This window comes from Streptomyces sp. 8K308 (assembly GCF_004348315.1).
Taxonomy (GTDB): domain Bacteria; phylum Actinomycetota; class Actinomycetes; order Streptomycetales; family Streptomycetaceae; genus Streptomyces.
The window spans coordinates 12938-30400 of record NZ_SMKC01000052.1 but is presented as its reverse complement, the minus strand read 5'-3'; the positions used below and the strand labels follow the sequence as shown (position 1 = coordinate 30400).

Genomic DNA, 17463 nt, shown 5'->3' with positions numbered 1-17463 from the left:
GGGCCCCATTCGTTGGGGTCGGGGACGCCAGGCGGCAGCATCTGGCGGCGGCGGGGGCCACCGTGGCCCGACTCGCCCGGTTCCTTCGCGCCGGGCCACGCCTTGGCGACCCTGGCCGCCAGGACGAAGTCCTTCCGCAGCGGGTGCCCCTCGAAGCTCTCCGGCAGCAGCAGCGGCGTCAGCCCCGGGTGTCCCGGGAAGTCGACGCCGAACATCTCGTGGGTCTCCCGCTCGTGCCAGGCCGCGCCGGCGTACACGCCGGTCGCGGTGGCCAGCGCCGCGTTCTCGTGCGGCACCGTGGTGCGCAGCAGGAGTCGCCGTGGCGGGGTGCCGAGCGCCACCACGTGGGCGCAGACCAGGAAGCCGGTGCCTGGCTCGTCGACGGCGCTGAGCCAGTCGAAGAAGGTGCAGCCGAGCTCGTCGCGGGCGACGGTGAGGGCGTCGGTCCAGGCGGCGGCCGGCACGTCGACGGTCAGCACCTCGTAGGCGAGGGAGGCCGTGGCGCCCTCGCCGAAGAGCGCCGCCGGCTCGGCCGGCAGCCAGTCAGCCGTCACCGGCGCCCCTCCTCGGGGGCCGGCGGGGCCACCAGGCCGCTGGTGAGCGCGGCGGCCGAGGGGCGCGGCGCGTAGCGGCTTGGCAGCGACTCGGCGGCGATCTTCTCCTGGAGCGTGAGGATGCCGTGCAGCAGCGCCTCGGGCCGTGGCGGGCAGCCGGGCACGTAGACGTCGACCGGGATCAGCTGGTCGACGCCCTTGGTGACCGAGTAGGAGTCCCAGTAGGGGCCGCCGCAGTTGGAGCAGGCGCCGAAGGAGATCACGTACTTCGGCTCCGGCATCTGCTCGTAGAGCCGCTTGACCGCCGGCGCCATCTTGTCGGTCACGGTGCCGGAGACCACCATCAGGTCGGCCTGCCGCGGTCCTGGCGCGAAGGGGATCACACCGAGCCTGATGAAGTCGTGCCGGGACATGGACGCCGCGATGAACTCGATCGCGCAGCAGGCGAGCCCGAAGTTGAACACCCACAGGCTGTAGCGGCGGCCCCAGTTGAGGACCACCTTCATGGGGTGGGGGGCGAGCCGCGCCAGCGGTCCGAGGGAGCGGGGGGTCACGTCCATGTGAGGACGCCCTTCTTCCAGGCGTAGAGCAGGCCCACGGAGAGGAAGCCGAGGAAGACGAACATCTCGACGAGCGTCACCGCGCCGTACCCGTCCGCCGCGAAGATCGTCGCCCACGGGAAGAGGAAGACCGCGTCGACGGCGAAGATCACGTAGAGGAAGGCGTAGACGTAGTAGCGGATCTGGGTGTGCGCCCAGCCCTCGCCGACCGGGTCGACGCCGCACTCGTAGGGCAGCAGCTTCTCGGGGGTCGGCACCGTGGGCCGCAGCAGCCGGCCGGCGCTGAAGGCCACGGTGACGAACAGCACGCCGGCCACCGCGACCAGACCGACGACCGTGTAGCCCTGGAAGTAGCCGGGGAGTGAGCCGGAGAGTGAGTCGGGCACGTTCGGGCCTCCGACGACCAGACCGGGGACGGGATGGGGACTGCCGGTGAGTCTAGGGGGTGGCGGGCCGCTTGTGACCACCGCTCTCGCGAGTTCGGTGGTGGGGATAGCCCCACCACCGTTGACCGACCCACCCCATGGCGACCGCAGGGAACGCCCGGCAGGCTTGGGGCCATGACCAGCTCGACCACCACCGCCCGGGTCGGTGGCGGCGCCCCGGGGGGACAGGAGAAGCCGCCACCACCGCGCCCGGCGCTCGATGCGCGCGCCTGGCGCGAGTGCGCCTATCTGCTGCTGAGCTTCCCGCTCGCGGTGGTCACCTTCGTCTGCGTCGTCGTCTGGATCTACGCCGGGGTCCTGCTGTCCCTGACGGTGGTCGGCCTGCCGGTGCTGGCCGCGGGCCTTGCCGGCTGCCGTCGCGTCGGCGCGTGGGAACGGGCGCGCGCCAGAGCACTGCTCGGGCTGCGGATGGACGAGCCGAGCCCGCTGCCCCGGGCCCGGGACGGCGGGCTGCTGGCCCGGCTGTGGTCGGCGCTGCGGGATCCGGTGGGCTGGCGTGCCGCGCTGTTCTGCGTGGTGCGGCTGCCGGTGGCCACGCTGACGTGTTGGCTGACGGTGATCGCCTACGTCGTGGCCTGGCCGGCGCTGCCGTGGCTGGCGCGCTGGTTCACCAACGTGGACCGGGCGCTGGTGCGCGGGCTGCTCTCGCCGTCCGACAGCCTGGAGCGGCGGATCGCGGAGCTGGAGTCGGGCCGGGCGACGGTCACCGACACGGCCACCGCGGACCTGCGGCGGATCGAGCGTGACCTGCACGACGGCGCGCAGGCCAGGCTGGTGGCGCTGGCGATGGAACTCGGCATGGCCAAGGAGACGGTCCTGCGGGACCCGGAGGCGGCGGCCCGGCTCGTCGACGAGGCGCACGGCGAGGTCAAGCAGGCCCTGCGGGAGCTGCGCGACCTGGCGCGCGGCATCCACCCGGCCATCCTCACCGACCGTGGCCTCGGCCCGGCGCTGTCCGCCGTCGCCTCCCGGTGCACGGTGCCGGTGGCGGTGAGCGTGGAGCTCGACGAGCGGCCGGCCGAGGCCATCGAGGGCATCGCCTACTACACGGCCTCTGAGCTGCTGCAGAACGTCAGCAAGCACAGCGGCGCCCGCCACGCGACGGTCGAGGTGTGGCGCGGCGAGGGGCGGCTGATGCTCCAGGTCACGGACGACGGCCAGGGCGGCGCCGACCCCACGGCGGGCACGGGACTCGCCGGCCTCGCCGACCGCCTCGGCGCCGTCGACGGCCTACTCACCGTCCACTCCCCCGCCGGCGGCCCCACCACCGTCACGGCGGAACTGCCCTGGCGCGACCGCACCGCGCCGCTGACCGCGCCCCCGACCGCGCCGCCGGCCACCCCGCCGAGCAAGCCCTGAGAGACGAGTCCGAGGAATCCGAACCATGACGACCGTGTTGCGCATGCCGCTGACCCTCCGCACCTGGCGGGAGGGGCTGCACGCCCTGCTGAACTTCCCGGTGGCCCTGGCCGGCTTCCTGGTCGCCGTGGTCGGCCTCGCGGTCAGCGGCGCCCTGCTGTTCCTGGTGGTCGGGCTGCCGCTGCTGACGCTCATGCTGCTGCTGATCCGCCTGTACGCGCGCTTCGAGCGGGCCAGGGCCAGGGTCTTCCTGCGCCTTGAGGTGGCCGAGCCGGAGCCGCTGCGGCTGCGGCCCGGTCAGCGCGGCCCCCTGGCGTGGATGGGCGCGGTGCTGCGCAGCAACGTGTCGTGGCGGAGCACGGCCTACGCGCTGCTGCACGTGTGGTGGGCCATGTTCACGTTCACGACGGTGACCGTGCTGTGGGCCTTCGGCCTGTTCGGTCTCACCTTTCCGCTGTGGGGCTGGACAATCACCCGCTACTCCGACGAGCCCGGGATCGGCGTCAACGTGGACGGCGAGGGCGGCGGCTGGATCTGGGACAGCCCGTGGGAGTACGCGCTGGTGGCCGTGGTGGGCGCGTTGATCATGGTGGCCGCCGCGCCGCTGATCCGAGGGCTCGCGGCGGTGGACCGGCTGCTGGTGTCCACGCTGCTCGGCCGCTCGGAGGCGGCCGACCGGATGCTCCAGCTGGAGGCCGACCGCTCGGTGGTGGTGGACGCCTCGGCCGCGGACCTGCGGCGGATCGAGCGCGACCTGCACGACGGCGCGCAGGCCAGGCTGGTGGCGCTGGCGATGGAGCTCGGCATGGCCAAGGAGACCATCGCGCACGACCCGGAGACGGCGGCCCGGCTGGTGAACGAGGCGCACGGCGAGGTCAAGCAGGCGCTGCAGGAGCTGCGCGACCTGGCGCGCGGCATCCACCCGGCCATCCTCACCGACCGTGGCCTCGGCCCGGCCCTCTCGGCCGTGGCCTCCCGGTGCACGGTGCCGGTGGCGGTGGACGTGGACCTGCCGCTGCGGCCGGCCGAGGCCATCGAGGGCATCGCCTACTACACGGCCTCTGAGCTGCTGCAGAACGTCAGCAAGCACAGCGGCGCCCGCCGGGCCTCGGTGGACGTGTGGCGGGCCGGCGACCGGCTGATGCTCCAGGTCACGGACGACGGCCAGGGCGGCGCCGACCCCACGGCGGGCACGGGACTCGCCGGCCTCGCCGACCGCCTCGGCGCCGTCGACGGCCTACTCGCCGTCCACTCCCCCGCCGGCGGCCCCACCACCGTCACGGCGGAACTGCCCTGGCGCGGGCGGGCGGCGGCCGGCGCGCCGGCGAGGTGAGATGCTGGCGATCGGCGGACGGCGCCGACGTCGGGTGACGGTGACGCGAGACCGGTGAGACCGTGAGATCGGGGGAGAACAGAACGTGCGCGTGGTGATCGCCGAGGATTCGGTGCTGTTGCGCGAGGGGCTGACCCGGCTGCTCGGCGACCGGGGCCACGAGGTCGTCGCCGGGGTCGGCGACGGCGAGGCGCTGGTCGAGGCGGTGCGCGGGCTCGCGGCCGCCGGCTCGCCGCCCGACGTGGTGGTGGCGGACGTGCGGATGCCGCCGACCCACACCGACGAGGGGGTGCGGGCGGCCGTGCGGCTGCGGCAGAGCTTCCCCGATCTCGGGGTGCTCGTGTTGTCGCAGTACGTGGAGGAGCAGTACGCGACGGAGTTGATCGCCGGCTCAAGCCGGGGCGTGGGCTACCTGCTGAAGGACCGGGTGGCGGACGTCAGCGAGTTCGTGGAGGCGGTGACGCGGGTGGCCTCGGGCGGCACGGCGCTCGACCCCGAGGTGGTGGCGCAGCTGCTGGGCCGGAGCCGCAAACAGGACGTTCTCAGCGGGCTTACGCCCAGGGAAAGAGAAGTCCTAGGACTAATGGCGGAGGGACGCACCAACTCGGCGATCGCCGCGCAGCTCGTGGTGAGTCACGGCGCGGTCGAAAAGCACGTGAGCAACATCTTTATGAAGCTCGGCTTGGCGCAGAGTGACACAGATCACCGGCGGGTTCTGGCGGTTCTGACCTATCTGAATTCCTAACGCGCCTGTCACGCTGGAACCAGGGTTCCAGCGGTGGTCAGGGGCGCGCACCGCCATGTCTCGCAGGGGGGCGGGGGTCCCATGACGGCAGGCGGTATCGGGTCCCGCCACCTGCTCTTTGATCTGATCCTCATCAGTAAGGTAACCCTCACCCGCGTACCATGGCTGACAAGAGTCGCCTCGAAGGAGGGCTACAGCAGTGACCACTGAGGTCGACCAGGCGAGCCGGGACACGAAGAACATCAGGCGTGTCGACCGGGTAATCATCCGCTTCGCGGGAGATTCCGGCGACGGAATGCAACTCACGGGTGACCGCTTCACCTCGGAGACCGCGTCACTGGGCAACGACCTGTCCACCCTGCCGAACTTTCCCGCCGAAATCCGGGCCCCGGCCGGCACGCTCCCCGGCGTCTCCTCCTTCCAGGTACACTTCGCCGACCACGACATCCTCACTCCGGGCGACGCCCCCAACGTGCTGGTGGCGATGAACCCGGCGGCCCTGAAGGCGAACCTGCCGGACGTGCCGCGCGGCGGCGAGATCATCGTCAACACCGACGAGTTCAACTCCCGGGCCCTGGCCAAGGTGGGGTACGACAGCAACCCCCTGGAGGACGGCTCGCTCGACGGGTACAGCGTGCACCCGGTGCCGCTGACCGCGCTGACCGTGGAGGCGCTCAAGGGGTTCGACCTCACCCGCAAGGAGGCCGGCCGCTCGAAGAACATGTTCGCGCTCGGCCTGCTCTCCTGGATGTACCACCGGCCCACCGAGGGCACCGAGGCCTTCCTGCGCGCCAAGTTCGCCAAGCGCCCGGAGATCGCCGAGGCCAACCTGACGGCCTTCCGCGCCGGTTGGAACTTCGGCGAGACCACCGAGGACTTCGCCGTCTCCTACGAGGTGGCCCCGGCCGCCAGCGCCTTCCCGGCCGGCACCTACCGGAACATCTCGGGGAACCTGGCCCTGGCGTACGGCCTGGTCGCCGCCTCCCAGCGGGCCGACCTGCCGCTGTTCCTCGGCTCCTACCCGATCACCCCGGCCTCGGACGTGCTGCACGAGCTGTCCAAGCACAAGAACTTCGGCGTGCGCACCTTCCAGGCCGAGGACGAGATCGCCGGCATCGGCGCCGCGCTCGGCGCGGCCTTCGGCGGCGCCCTCGGCGTGACCACCACCTCGGGCCCCGGCGTGGCGCTGAAGTCGGAGACCATAGGGCTCGCCGTCTCGCTTGAGCTGCCGCTGCTGGTCGTCGACATCCAGCGCGGCGGCCCCTCAACCGGCCTGCCGACCAAGACCGAGCAGGCCGACCTGCTCCAGGCGATGTACGGGCGCAACGGCGAGGCCCCGGTGCCGATCGTCGCGCCGGCCACGCCCGCCGAGTGCTTCACCGCGGCGCTGGACGCGGCGCGGATCGCGCTGACGTACCGCACCCCCGTCTTCCTGCTCTCCGACGGCTACCTGGCCAACGGCTCCGAGCCCTGGCGGGTTCCCGAGGTGGACGAACTGCCCGACCTGCGCGTCCAGTTCACCACCGCGCCGAACCACACGCTCGACGACGGCACCGAGGTGTTCTGGCCGTACAAGCGTGACCCGCACACCCTCGCGAGGCCGTGGGCCGTGCCCGGCACCCCGGGGCTCGAACACCGCATCGGCGGCATCGAGAAGCAGGACGGCACGGGCAACATCTCCTACGACCCGGCCAACCACGAGCACATGGTGCGGACCCGCCAGGCCAAGATCGACGGCATCGACGTGCCCGACGTCGTCGTCGACGACCCGAGCGGCGAGGCGCGGACGCTGGTGCTCGGCTGGGGCTCGACCTACGGCCCGATCACCGCCGCCGTCCGTCGGATCCGCCGCGCCGGCGGCCGGATCGCCCAGACGCACGTGCGCCACCTCAACCCGCTCCCCGCCAACCTCGGAGACGTGCTGCGCTCCTACGACCGGGTGCTGTGCCCGGAGATGAACCTGGGCCAGCTCGCCACCCTGCTGCGCGCCAGGTATCTGGTGGACGTCCGGTCCATCACCCAGGTCACCGGCCTCCCGTTCAAGGCCGAGCAGCTCGCATCCGCTTTCAAGGAGGCCGCCGACGATGCCCGCTGACGCCCCCACCACTGCCACCGGGGCCCGGACCGCCCTGGCGCTGGTGCCGCGCACCGAGTCGCGCCAGACCGCCAAGGACTTCAAGTCGGACCAGGAGGTCCGCTGGTGCCCCGGCTGTGGCGACTACGCGGTGCTGGCCGCCGTGCAGGGCTTCCTCCCCGAGCTCGGCCTGGCCAGGGAGAACATCGTCTTCGTCTCCGGCATCGGCTGCTCATCCCGCTTCCCGTACTACATGAACACCTACGGGATGCACTCCATCCACGGCCGCGCCCCGGCGATCGCCACCGGCCTCGCGGCCGCCCGCCGCGACCTGTCGGTCTGGGTGGTCACCGGCGACGGCGACGCGCTGTCCATCGGCGGCAACCACCTGATCCACGCGCTGCGCCGCAACGTGAACCTGAAGATCCTGCTGTTCAACAACCGGATCTACGGGCTCACCAAGGGCCAGTACTCGCCGACCTCCGAGTCCGGCAAGATCACCAAGTCCACGCCGATGGGCTCGCTCGACACCCCGTTCAACCCGGTGTCGCTGGCGCTCGGCGCCGAGGCGTCGTTCGTCGCCAGGACCATCGACTCGGACCGCAAGCACCTGACGAGCGTGCTGCGGGCGGCCGCCGAGCACCATGGCTCGGCGCTGGTCGAGATCTACCAGAACTGCAACATCTTCAACGACGGCGCGTTCGAGGCGTTGAAGGACAAGCAGCGGGCCCAGGAGGCGGTGATCCGCCTGGAGCACGGCGAGCCGATCCGCTTCGGCCTGCCACTCCGCGAAGAGGACGGAGGGGACGGCCTCGGCGAGCGGGGCCTGGTCCGCGACCCGGCCACCGGCGACATCCAGGTGGTGGACGTGGCCGAGACCGGCACCGACGCGCTGCTCGTGCACGACGCGCACGCCGCCACCCCGGTCACCGCCTTCGCGCTCTCCCGGCTCGCCGACCCGCACACCCTGCACCGCACCCCGATCGGCGTGTTCCGCAGCGTCGAACGGCCGGCCTACGAGGACCAGATGGCCGAGCAGCTTGAGCGGGCCGTCGAGACGCGCGGCAAGGGCGACCTGGCGGCGCTGCTCGCCGGCAACGACACCTGGACGGTCGCCGGCTGACCCCGGGAGATCCCCCTGTCAGGACCGTCACGCGAATACGGGAATGACAACGACTCGGCCCGGCGCTACTTTCGTGTAGGTCCTGTCCGGTCGGTCTTTTCGGACCAGGCCGCGGCGTCAGACGCGGTGCATCGCAAGGCACCGGATCGCAGCTCATACTGGGCTGTATTCGCGCGATTCGGTAACGCAGCGAGGTGCCGTGTATGGCGTCGCGGCCCGGAAAGACCGGCCGGACAGGGCCTGGCGTCGGGCCGTGGTCGTGGGAGGCGGAAAGTGGCAGCGGGCAGCGCGGGTAGCCGGTCTGGGTTGATCTTCGGCCTCGGCGCCTTCGGGCTCTGGGGCCTGCTGCCGATCTACTGGCGGGAGTTGGAGTCCGCCGGCGCCTCCGAGGTGCTGGCGCACCGGATGCTGTGGTCGCTGCCCACCGCGCTCGCGCTGCTGGCCGCCGTCCGCAACTGGTCCTGGATCCGGCCGCTGCTGCGCGACCCGCGCCGGCTCGGGATGCTGCTGGTCTCGGCCTCGCTGATCTCCGTCAACTGGTACATCTTCATCTGGGCGGTCGGCGAGGACCGGGTGCTCGAGGCGTCCCTCGGGTACTTCATCAACCCGCTGCTGACCATCGCCATCGGCGTGCTGGTGCTGCGCGAGCGGATGCGGCCGGCCCAGTGGGCCGCGGTCGGCGTCGGCGCGACGGCGGTGGTGGTGATGAGCGTCGCCTACGGCCAGATCCCGTGGATCTCCCTCGCCCTCAGCGTCAGCTTCGCGGTCTACAGCCTGGTCAAGAAGAAGACCGGGCTCGACGGCCTCGAGGGCTTCACGGCCGACTCGGCGCTCCAGTTCCTGCCGGCGCTCGGCTTCGTGCTGGTGCTGGCCGGGCGCGGCGAGTCGACGTTCACCGCGGAGGGCGGCGCGCACACCGCGCTGCTGGTCGGCAGCGGCCTGGCCACCGCGCTGCCGCTGATCTTCTTCGGCGCGGCCGCTGTGCGGCTCCCGCTCTCCACGCTCGGCCTGATGCAGTACCTCGCGCCCACCTCGATGTTCCTGCTCGGCGTCCTCGCCTTCCACGAGGAGATGCCGCCGGAGCGCTGGGCCGGCTTCCTGCTCGTCTGGACGGCGCTGACGATCCTCACCTGGGACGCGCTGCGGACCGTCCGCCGGAGCCGCCGCACGGTCGCCCGCCACGTCCCCGACGCCGCCACGGAACCGGCCGCCAGCCGCGATGCCTGAGCCGGCCACGCTGGCCTGGGTCGAGACCTCCTGGGGACCGGCCGACCTCGACGTGGCCCACTGCGCGCTCGCGTGCCGCAAAGCCTGGCCGCCGGACTCCGCTCGCCGACCGCTCGGCCAGTTGGTGACAGGTCCGCCGGGCTGGATACCGGCTCGGCGGCGCCCCAGGACGCGTGTGGCCTCGCGTGCCTGGTGGCGAAGCCGCCAGGCTGGTTGGGCGCCCGCCCGACCGCACGAGACGGTGGGCGCCCGCCGCGCTTCGCGCGCAGCGCGAGATCGTCGGGAGTACCTGGCGGGACCTCCGCGTCGAGCTCACGCCGGCGCTGCTGACCCGCCGGCTTGAGGAGTACCTGGCCGGCCTTTTCGACCGCTACTCCTGAGCGCGGTCATGAGGCCGTGCGGCAGGCCGGTTGCGGACGGCATCGCGTAACTCGTACAACTGGTTACATGGCCCTGAACTGGAAACTTGTCATCGACAGCGAGGACGCCCCGCGCGTCGCCGACTTCTGGGCGGCCGCCCTCGAGTACGAGGTCGAGGACCACAGCGCGCTGATCGAGCGGCTGCTGGCCGCCGGCCAGATCGACGAGGCGGCCGTCACCGAGCACCACGGCCGCCGCGCCTGGCGCGCCTTCGCCGGCGTCCGGCACCCGGACGACCCCCACGACCCCGTCACCGGCGTGGGCCAGGGCCGGCGCCTGCTGTTCCAGAACGTGCCGGAGGCCAAGAGCACCAAGAACCGGCTGCACATCGACGTGCACGCGGGACCCGGCGGCCTCGACGCGCTCGTCGACCGCCTGGAGGCCCTGGGCGCCACCCGCGTCACCGAGGTCGACCAGGGCCCGGCCGGCCACTGGTGGGTCATGCGCGACCCAGAGGGGAACGAGTTCTGCGCGAGCTAGGCCCCTACCCGCCGAACAGCTCCGACAGTTCCGAGCCGTCGAACTCCTCGAGGCCCTCGAACTGGCCGTCGTGCCACGGCAGGTCGCCGGTGGCGTCCGCGCCGAGTCCTGACAGCAGGCCGCTCAGGCCATCCTCGGGGTCGATCTCGACGACCTCGGCGCCGCTCGGCGGGGTGAAGTCGAAGACGGAGCCGGCCGGTTGGGCGTAGTCGATCTGGGTGAAGGCGATGTCGAGCGAGCCGCGCTCGCCCTGGACCGAGACGGCGAGCGGCACGCCCGTCTCGCTGTCGACCGCGAGCCGGGCCAGGGAGACGCCGCTCGACGCGTCGGACGGCTCGACCGTCAACTGGTAGGCGGCTCGGCCGGCCACCCGGGAGGTGCCGTCCACCGAGATGTCCGCGTGCTCACCGGCGTCGGCCAGCAGCCGCTCGGCGGCCTCCTGCGGCGTGAGGTCGGCGAACGGCGACGCCTCGGGCTCCGCCTCGCGCGCCTCGGCCGGGGCCGTCGCGTGCAGCACGGTGTCGCCCGCGCTGTCGTAGGCCCACAGGTCGTCCCCGTTGCGGATCACGGCGAACTCGTCGGAGCCGTCCGCCAGGGCGACCCGCTGCCGCTCGGGGCCGTCCATGGCGACCCGCAGCGTGCTGTCGCCGGTGGCGAGTCCGGCCAGCCGGCCGGCGGGCCCCGCCTCGTCCAACACGCCGTCAAGCAGCGGCCCGAGGTCCGGCAGGCCAAGGTCGGCCTCGACCCGCACCGTGCCGGAGAGCTGCTCGGTCTCCGACTGGACGACCTGGACGACCAGTTCCTCGGCCGTCACGTCCGGCAGGTCGGGGCCGCCGTCGCTCGCGATCGCGGGCCACACCCCCGCCCCCAGCGCGGCGACCCCGGCCACCACGGCGGCCGGCACGGCGGCCCGGCGAACATTCCTGTGCAACGCCATCAGATGCCCCTCCACTCATGCTTCGCATCCGGCACAACCAAGTGCAACAGGCTGGGGCCTTTCCGGCATCCACCGTCGGGAGTCAATCGCGGTACTACCAGAGGATGACCGGAGGGGAACGAACACGGCCCGTCCCGTAGGGGTTTCTACCCGGGGGCGGGCCGAGGGGAACGGCGGAGCGGCGAGCGGCCGCGCCGATCTACGCCGTGCGGTCGGCGACCACGTCGCAGAGGTCGGCGAGCGCCCGCCTGGCCGGCACGTCGGGCAGCGGGTCGAGCGTCCTGCGGGCCCGCTCGGCGAAGGACAGCGCGTCGCGCCTGGCCAGCTCAAGCGCCGGATGGGCCCGCAGCCGCTCCAGGGCCTCGGCGTGCCTGGCGTCGTCCGTCAGGTCGCCGTCCAGCAGGGCGCACAGCTCCTTGTCGGCCGGCGAGCCGCCGTCCCTTGCCAGCTGCCGCAGCCGCAGCACCGGCAGCGTGGGGACGCCCTCCCGCAGGTCGGTGCCGGGCGTCTTGCCCGACTCGCGCCCGTCGCTCGCGATGTCCAGCACGTCGTCCGCGAGTTGGAAGGCGACGCCGATCCGCTCGCCGTACTGGGCCAGGGTGTGGACCACGGGCTCGGGGGCGCCCGACATCATCGCGCCCATCCGCCCCGCGACGGCGATCAGCGAGCCGGTCTTGCCGGCGATCACCTCCAGGTGGTGGGCGATCGGGTCCTCGCCTGGCCTCGGCCCGGCGGTCTCCTGGATCTGTCCCGTCACCAGACGCTCGAACGCCTCGGCCTGGATACGCACGGCCTCGGGGCCCAGGTCGGCCACTATGGACGAGGCGCGGGAGAAGAGGAAGTCGCCGGTGAGCACCGCGACCGAGTTGCTCCAGCGGGCGTTGGCGCTCGGCACCCCGCGTCGCACCTCGGCCTCGTCCATGATGTCGTCGTGGTAGAGGGTGGCCAGGTGGGTCAGCTCCACCACCACAGCCGCCGGGACCACCCCCGGCGCCTCCGGATCGCCGAACCGGGCCGCCAGCAGCAGCAACAACGGTCGGAACCGCTTGCCGCCCGCGCGCACCAGGTGTTGCGCCGTCTCCGTTATGAAGGGGACGTCGCTCTTGGTGGCCTCGATCAGCCCCGCCTCGACAGCCGTCAGCCCTGCCTGGAGCTCGGCTTCCAGGGCCGGGTCCCGCACGCTGTCCCCGAAGGGTCCCACGACGGTCACGAGTGACTCCCCTGTCTTCCGGTCCGATACCCCCCGCAGCGTAACCGGTCGGAAGTGGATCACCACCAGGACGTACCACCGTCTTCCGCGCCCCGCCCCCTTCTCCCGTGGGCACCACGGCGACACCGCTCTCACATACGTATCAGTACGGCACCGATTGCCATGAGCGCGTAACACGGCGATCTACCCGCCTCACCGAGCAGATAATCTTCCGGCACCGAGTACAACGTTTGTACGCACGAGGGGAATTCATGCGTAAGTCAATACGGCTCGCCCTGCCGGCCGTCGCCGCCGCCCTGGCCCTGTCGCTCACCGCCTGTGGCGAGGACGAGGAGTCGAACAGCAACGACGCCGGCAACGACAACGGCGCCTCCGAGACCACGGGCGGCGGCGAGGGCGAGGAGGCCGCCGACGACCAGGCCGGCGGCGAGGCCGGCGGCGCCGGCGGTTCGGCTCCGACCGCCGAGCAGATCACGGGCAGCTGGTACGTCGACCTGAACAACACGTCCACCTCGCACAACCTGGACATCTTCGACGGCACCGTCTCCTTCTTCGAGGACATGGGCGGCGAGGGCGACACGTGCGACGGCACCTACGCCGACGGCACCATCACCCTCACCGAGTGCACCGTGTACGGCGACGAGGAGTGGACCGACATGTCGGCCACCGTCACCTGGCCCGGCGACGGCACCATCGCCGTCACCTGGGCGTCCGGCCTGACCGAGACCTACAGCAACATGCTGGCGGACATGGACCTCGGCGAGCTGGGCGACCTCGGGGACATGGACCTGAGCGAGCTCGAGGACAGCCTGGCCGAGCTCGAGGAGCTCGAGGCGGAGCTCGGCGGCTGACCCCAGGCACAGCCGCTTGAGGAGGCAACGGTGGCCCGGGTCCCACGGGGGGACCCGGGCCACCGGCATGCGCGGGAACACACATTCACCCGCCACACCCACGAATCGCCACACAGGTATCAGTCCAGCGTGGATTGCCTCAAGCGTGTAACACAACGACCTACCCACCCCGGCAGGCATATAACCTGCCTTCATCGAGTTCAACCGTACTAGGGGAATCCATGCGTAAGGCAATACGGCTCGCCCTGCCCGTCGTCGCCGCGGCCACCGCGCTCGCGCTCACGGGCTGCAACGACGACGAGGGCGGCGCCTTCGGCGGCACCGGCGGCACCTCGGGCGGCTCCGAGGAGAGCACGGAGGACCCGGGCAGCACCACCGGCGGCGAGGAGACCGGCGACACCGGCACCACCGGGGGCGACACGGGCGGCGACACCGGCGGCGACACGGGCGGCGCCACCGGCCCGGCCCCGACCATCGAGGAACTGGACGGCGACTGGTACGAGAGCGCCACCGTCGACACCACCAACTTCGAGATCGACGCTGCGACCGGCGAGATCCTCTTCTACTCCAGCTTCGACCCGAACGCCACCGACTACTGCACCGGCTCCTACGCCGAGGGCACCATCACCCTCGAGGACTGCCAGAGCTACGGCGGCTCCTGGAGCGACATGTCCGCCACCGTCTCCCTCGATGGCGACACCCTCAACGTGACCTGGTCCGGCGGCGACACCGCCACCATGCGGAACCTGGCCACCGGCGGCTTCAGCTCCGAGGAGCAGGCCGAGATCGGCCGCATCATCGACGAGTACAACGCCGGCTGAGCCTGCTGCGGGCACACCAGTAGAACGGTGATGGCCCGGAACCCCCGCAGGGGTTCCGGGCCATCACTCTGTCATGCCACGCTCACCGCACGAACGTGCCCGCCTGGCCCGCCAGGTCGAGGAAGTACTGCGGCGCCACGCCGAGCACCAGCGTCGCCACGGCGGCCACCGCCACCACCGACATCGTCAGCGGGCTCGGGATCACCACCGAGGGCCCCTCGGCCTTCGGCTCGCTGAAGAACATCAGCACGATCACCCGGATGTAGAAGAACGCCGCGATCGCCGAGGCGATCACACCGACGATCACCAGGCCCATCGCGCCCGCGTCGGCCGCCGCCCGGAACACCGCGAACTTCCCCGCGAAACCGGACGTCAGCGGGATGCCGGCCAGGGCGAGCAGGAAGAGCGCGAAGACCGCCGCGAGCAGCGGAGAACGCCGCCCGAGACCGGCCCACTTGGACAGGTGGGTGGCCTCGCCCCCGGCGTCCCGCACCAGCGTCACCACGGCGAACGCGCCCAACGTGACGAAGGAGTAGGCCCCCAGGTAGAACAGCACCGAGGAGACGCCGTCCTCGGAGACCGCCACCACGCCCGCCAGGATGAACCCGGCGTGCGCGATCGACGAGTACGCCAGCAGCCGCTTCACGTCGGTCTGGGTGATCGCGATCACCGCGCCCGCCACCATCGAGGCGATCGCCACGCCCCACAGCACCGGCTGCCAGTCCCAGCGCATGCCGGGCAGCACCACGTACAGCAGCCGCAGCATCGCGCCGAAGGCCGCGACCTTGGTGGCCGCCGCCATGAAGCCGGTGACCGGCGTCGGCGCGCCCTGGTAGACGTCCGGTGTCCACATGTGGAACGGCACCGCGCCCACCTTGAACAGCAGGCCCATCAGCACCATCGCGCCGCCGATCAGCAGCAGCGCGTCGTTGCCCATGGTCGAGGCGAGGCCCGGGTCCATGCTGGCCGGGTTGCCCGCGACGACGTCCCGGATGCCCGCGTAGGACACCGTGCCCGCGTAGCCGTACAGCAGCGCGATGCCGAACAGCAGGAACGCGGACGCGAACGCGCCGAGCAGGAAGTACTTGACGGCCGACTCCTGCGACAGCAGCCGCCGGCGGCGGGCCAGCGCGCACAGCAGGTAGAGCGGGAGCGACAGCAGTTCCAGCGCGATGAACAGCACCAGCAGGTCGTTGGCCGCCGTGAACAGCAGCATGCCGCCCACCGCGAACAGCAGCAGCGGGAAGATCTCCGTGGTGGTGTGCCCGGCCCGCACCGCCTCGCGCTCGGCCGCGCCGCCCGGCACGGCCGCCGGCTGCGCCGCGAAGGAGTCGACGGGCGCCCCGTGCGCCGCCGGCTCGAGTCGCCGCTCGGCGAACAGGAACACGGACACGAGGCCCACCAGCAGGATCACACCCTGCAGGAAGAGCGCGGGACCGTCGACGGCCAGCGAACCCATGCCGGCCACCTGCGACTCGGAGGTGCCGCGGTCGCCGGCCGCCAGGCCGACCACCGCGGCGAACGCGGCCGCGAGCGCCAGCGTGGCGAGGACCACCTCGGCCGCGTAGCGCGTCCTGCGGGGCGCGAACGCCTCGATCAGGATGCCGACGATGGCGGCCCCGTACACGATCAGGCTCGGCGAGAGCGCGATCCACTCGATGTCCGGAGCGGTCAGGTCTCCAGGATTCATTGCGCCCCTCCTGAGTTACTCATGTGCGGCCTCCGCCTCGGGCACCTGCGGCGCCGGGTCCTGCCGGTCGACGTCGGACAGGGTGTGCTCGACGGCCGGGTTGACGATGTCGGTGAGCGGCCGCGGGTAGACGCCGAGGAAGATCACCAGCGCGATCAGCGGGGCCACCACGGCGAGCTCACGCACCCGCAGGTCGGGCAGCTTCTCGAGCCCCGCCTTCACCGGGCCCGTCATGGTGCGCTGATAGAGGATCAGCACGTACAGCGCCGCCAGCACTATCCCCGCGGAGGCGACGATGCCGGCCACCTGGTAGCGGCTGAACGTGCCCACCAGCACCAGGAACTCGCTCACGAAGGGACCGGTGCCGGGCAGCGAGAGCGTGGCCAGGCCGCCGACCAGGAAGGTGCCGGCCAGCACCGGCGCCGTCTTCTGCACGCCGCCGTAGTCGGCGATGATCCGCGAGCCGCGCCGCGAGATCAGGAAGCCGGCCACCAGCATCAGCACGGCCGTGGCGACCCCGTGGTTGATCATGTAGAGCGTGGCGCCGCCCTGGCCCTGGCTGGTCATCGCGAAGATGCCGAGCACGATGAAGCCGAAGTGGCTGATCGAGGCGTAGGCGATCAGCCGCTTCATGTCCCGCTGGCCGATGGCGAGCAGTGCGCCGTAGAGGATGCTGACCAGCGCCAGCGTGAGGACCACCGGGGTCGCCCAGTGGCTGGCGTCGGGGAAGAGGCCGAGGCAGAAGCGGAGCATCGCGAAGGTGCCGACCTTGTCGACCACAGCGGTGATCAGCACGGCCACCGGGGCCGTCGACTCGCCCATCGCGTTGGGCAGCCAGGTGTGCAGCGGCCACAGCGGCGCCTTGATGGCGAAGGCGAGGAAGAAACCGAGGAACAGCCAGCGCTCGGTCGACGTGGCGAGGTCGAGCTCGCCCGAGGCCCGCGCCTCCAGAATGGCCCGCAGCGAGAAGGTGCCCTCCGGCAGCTGGTCGGCCGTCGCGACGTACAGGCCGATCACCGCCGCCAGCATCACCAGGCCGCCAGCCAGGTTGTAGAGCAGGAACTTGACGGCCGCGTAGGTGCGCTGCCGCGCCTGGCCCTCCTCGTCGCCGCTCCCCGCCCGGTCCCCGAAGCCGCCGATGAGGAAGTACATCGGGATGAGCATGGCCTCGAAGAACACGTAGAAGAGGAAGACGTCGGTGGCGGCGAAGGACATGATGACCATCGCCTCGACGAGCAGGATCAACGCGAAGAAGCCCTGGGTGGGCCGCCAGCGCCGGGTCGCCGGCGCCTCTCGCTCGGCCGGGTCCGCGTCGTTCCAGCCGGCGCCGATCAGGAACGGGATCAGCACGGCGGTCAGCGCGATCAGCGCGACGCCGACGCCGTCCACGCCGAGCTCGTACCGCATCCCGAAGTCCCGGATCCACCAGTGGGACTCGGTGAGCTGGAACCGGTCGGCGTCGGCGCCCGTGTCGAAGCGCAGCACCACCGCGAGCGCGAAGCCGAGGGTGACGAGCGAGAAGCCGAGCGCCAGCCACTTCGCGGCGGTCCGCCGCGCGGCCGGCACGGCCGCGGTGGCCACGGCGCCGATGGCCGGGGCCACGGCCGTGGCCGTCAGCAGGGGAAATGACATA

17 protein-coding genes are annotated in these 17463 nt (G+C 71.9%); 10 read left to right on the top strand and 7 right to left on the bottom strand.

The genetic code is table 11. The features are described from left to right. The 3 genes from E1265_RS10860 to E1265_RS10850 all read right to left on the bottom strand — a co-directional run. Positions 1-554, bottom strand: a 554-nt coding sequence (locus E1265_RS10860; protein ID WP_132930058.1) for an NADH-quinone oxidoreductase subunit C, incomplete at its 3' end; no start/stop codon positions are given. Next, positions 551-1114 (bottom strand): NADH-quinone oxidoreductase subunit B, encoded by a 564-nt coding sequence (locus E1265_RS10855; protein WP_132930056.1) that lies wholly within the window; start codon positions 1112-1114, stop codon positions 551-553. The genes E1265_RS10855 and E1265_RS10860, both read right to left, overlap by 4 nt. Then, on the bottom strand, positions 1105-1500 hold the full coding sequence (locus E1265_RS10850; protein ID WP_132930054.1) for an NADH-quinone oxidoreductase subunit A: 396 nt from the start codon (positions 1498-1500) through the stop codon (positions 1105-1107). The genes E1265_RS10855 and E1265_RS10850 overlap by 10 nt, the downstream gene beginning before the upstream one ends. 174 nt (positions 1501-1674) lie before the next feature. On the opposite strand from E1265_RS10850, the gene E1265_RS10845 reads away from it, so the two are divergent. The 8 genes from E1265_RS10845 (at position 1675) to E1265_RS10810 (ending at position 10321) form a co-directional block, all read left to right on the top strand. Next, the gene (locus E1265_RS10845; protein ID WP_132930052.1) at positions 1675-2919 is read left to right on the top strand and encodes a sensor histidine kinase; all 1245 of its coding nucleotides are present in this window, start codon (positions 1675-1677) and stop codon (positions 2917-2919) included. Between the two features lie 25 nt (positions 2920-2944). Next, complete coding sequence (locus E1265_RS10840; protein WP_132930051.1) at positions 2945-4252, top strand: sensor domain-containing protein; 1308 nt, start codon at positions 2945-2947, stop codon at positions 4250-4252. Between the two features lie 85 nt (positions 4253-4337). Beyond that, positions 4338-4997, top strand: coding sequence for a response regulator transcription factor (locus tag E1265_RS10835; RefSeq protein WP_132930050.1), 660 nt, complete (start codon positions 4338-4340; stop codon positions 4995-4997). 199 nt (positions 4998-5196) lie between these two features. After that, on the top strand, positions 5197-7092 hold the full coding sequence (locus E1265_RS10830; RefSeq protein ID WP_132930049.1) for a 2-oxoacid:acceptor oxidoreductase subunit alpha: 1896 nt from the start codon (positions 5197-5199) through the stop codon (positions 7090-7092). After that, complete coding sequence (locus E1265_RS10825; RefSeq protein WP_132930048.1) at positions 7082-8194, top strand: 2-oxoacid:ferredoxin oxidoreductase subunit beta; 1113 nt, start codon at positions 7082-7084, stop codon at positions 8192-8194. The genes E1265_RS10830 and E1265_RS10825 overlap by 11 nt, the downstream gene beginning before the upstream one ends. Before the next feature lie 306 nt (positions 8195-8500). Further along, positions 8501-9421 (top strand): EamA family transporter RarD, encoded by a 921-nt coding sequence (gene rarD, locus E1265_RS10820; protein WP_132930047.1) that lies wholly within the window; start codon positions 8501-8503, stop codon positions 9419-9421. A 185-nt stretch (positions 9422-9606) separates the two neighbouring features. Further along, positions 9607-9801, top strand: coding sequence for a hypothetical protein (locus E1265_RS38870; protein ID WP_243740685.1), 195 nt, complete (start codon positions 9607-9609; stop codon positions 9799-9801). A gap of 67 nt (positions 9802-9868) precedes the next feature. Beyond that, positions 9869-10321, top strand: coding sequence for a VOC family protein (locus E1265_RS10810; protein WP_132930046.1), 453 nt, complete (start codon positions 9869-9871; stop codon positions 10319-10321). A 4-nt stretch (positions 10322-10325) separates the two neighbouring features. Here the strand turns inward: E1265_RS10810 and E1265_RS10805 are convergent, their stop codons facing one another. Next, positions 10326-11258, bottom strand: a complete 933-nt coding sequence (locus tag E1265_RS10805) for a sigma-E factor regulatory protein RseB domain-containing protein (protein ID WP_132930045.1) — start codon at positions 11256-11258, stop codon at positions 10326-10328. Positions 11259-11457: 199 nt separating this feature from the next. After that, entirely contained in the window at positions 11458-12468 is a 1011-nt protein-coding gene (locus E1265_RS10800) for a polyprenyl synthetase family protein (protein ID WP_132930044.1), read from the bottom strand. 251 nt (positions 12469-12719) lie between these two features. On the opposite strand from E1265_RS10800, the gene E1265_RS36965 reads away from it, so the two are divergent. Both E1265_RS36965 and E1265_RS10790 read left to right on the top strand, forming a co-directional pair. Beyond that, positions 12720-13319, top strand: coding sequence for a hypothetical protein (locus E1265_RS36965; RefSeq protein ID WP_165953721.1), 600 nt, complete (start codon positions 12720-12722; stop codon positions 13317-13319). A 221-nt stretch (positions 13320-13540) separates the two neighbouring features. Then, positions 13541-14140: a hypothetical protein gene (locus E1265_RS10790; RefSeq protein ID WP_132930043.1), complete on the top strand. Its 600-nt coding sequence runs from the start codon at positions 13541-13543 to the stop codon at positions 14138-14140. 82 nt (positions 14141-14222) lie between these two features. Here E1265_RS10790 and nuoN read toward each other — a convergent pair whose 3' ends face one another. Together nuoN and E1265_RS10780 are read right to left on the bottom strand one after the other, a co-directional pair. Continuing rightward, positions 14223-15830, bottom strand: a complete 1608-nt coding sequence (gene nuoN, locus E1265_RS10785; RefSeq protein WP_132930042.1) for an NADH-quinone oxidoreductase subunit NuoN — start codon at positions 15828-15830, stop codon at positions 14223-14225. Between the two features lie 15 nt (positions 15831-15845). Continuing rightward, entirely contained in the window at positions 15846-17462 is a 1617-nt protein-coding gene (locus tag E1265_RS10780; protein WP_132930041.1) for an NADH-quinone oxidoreductase subunit M, read from the bottom strand. Position 17463 lies beyond the last annotated feature (1 nt).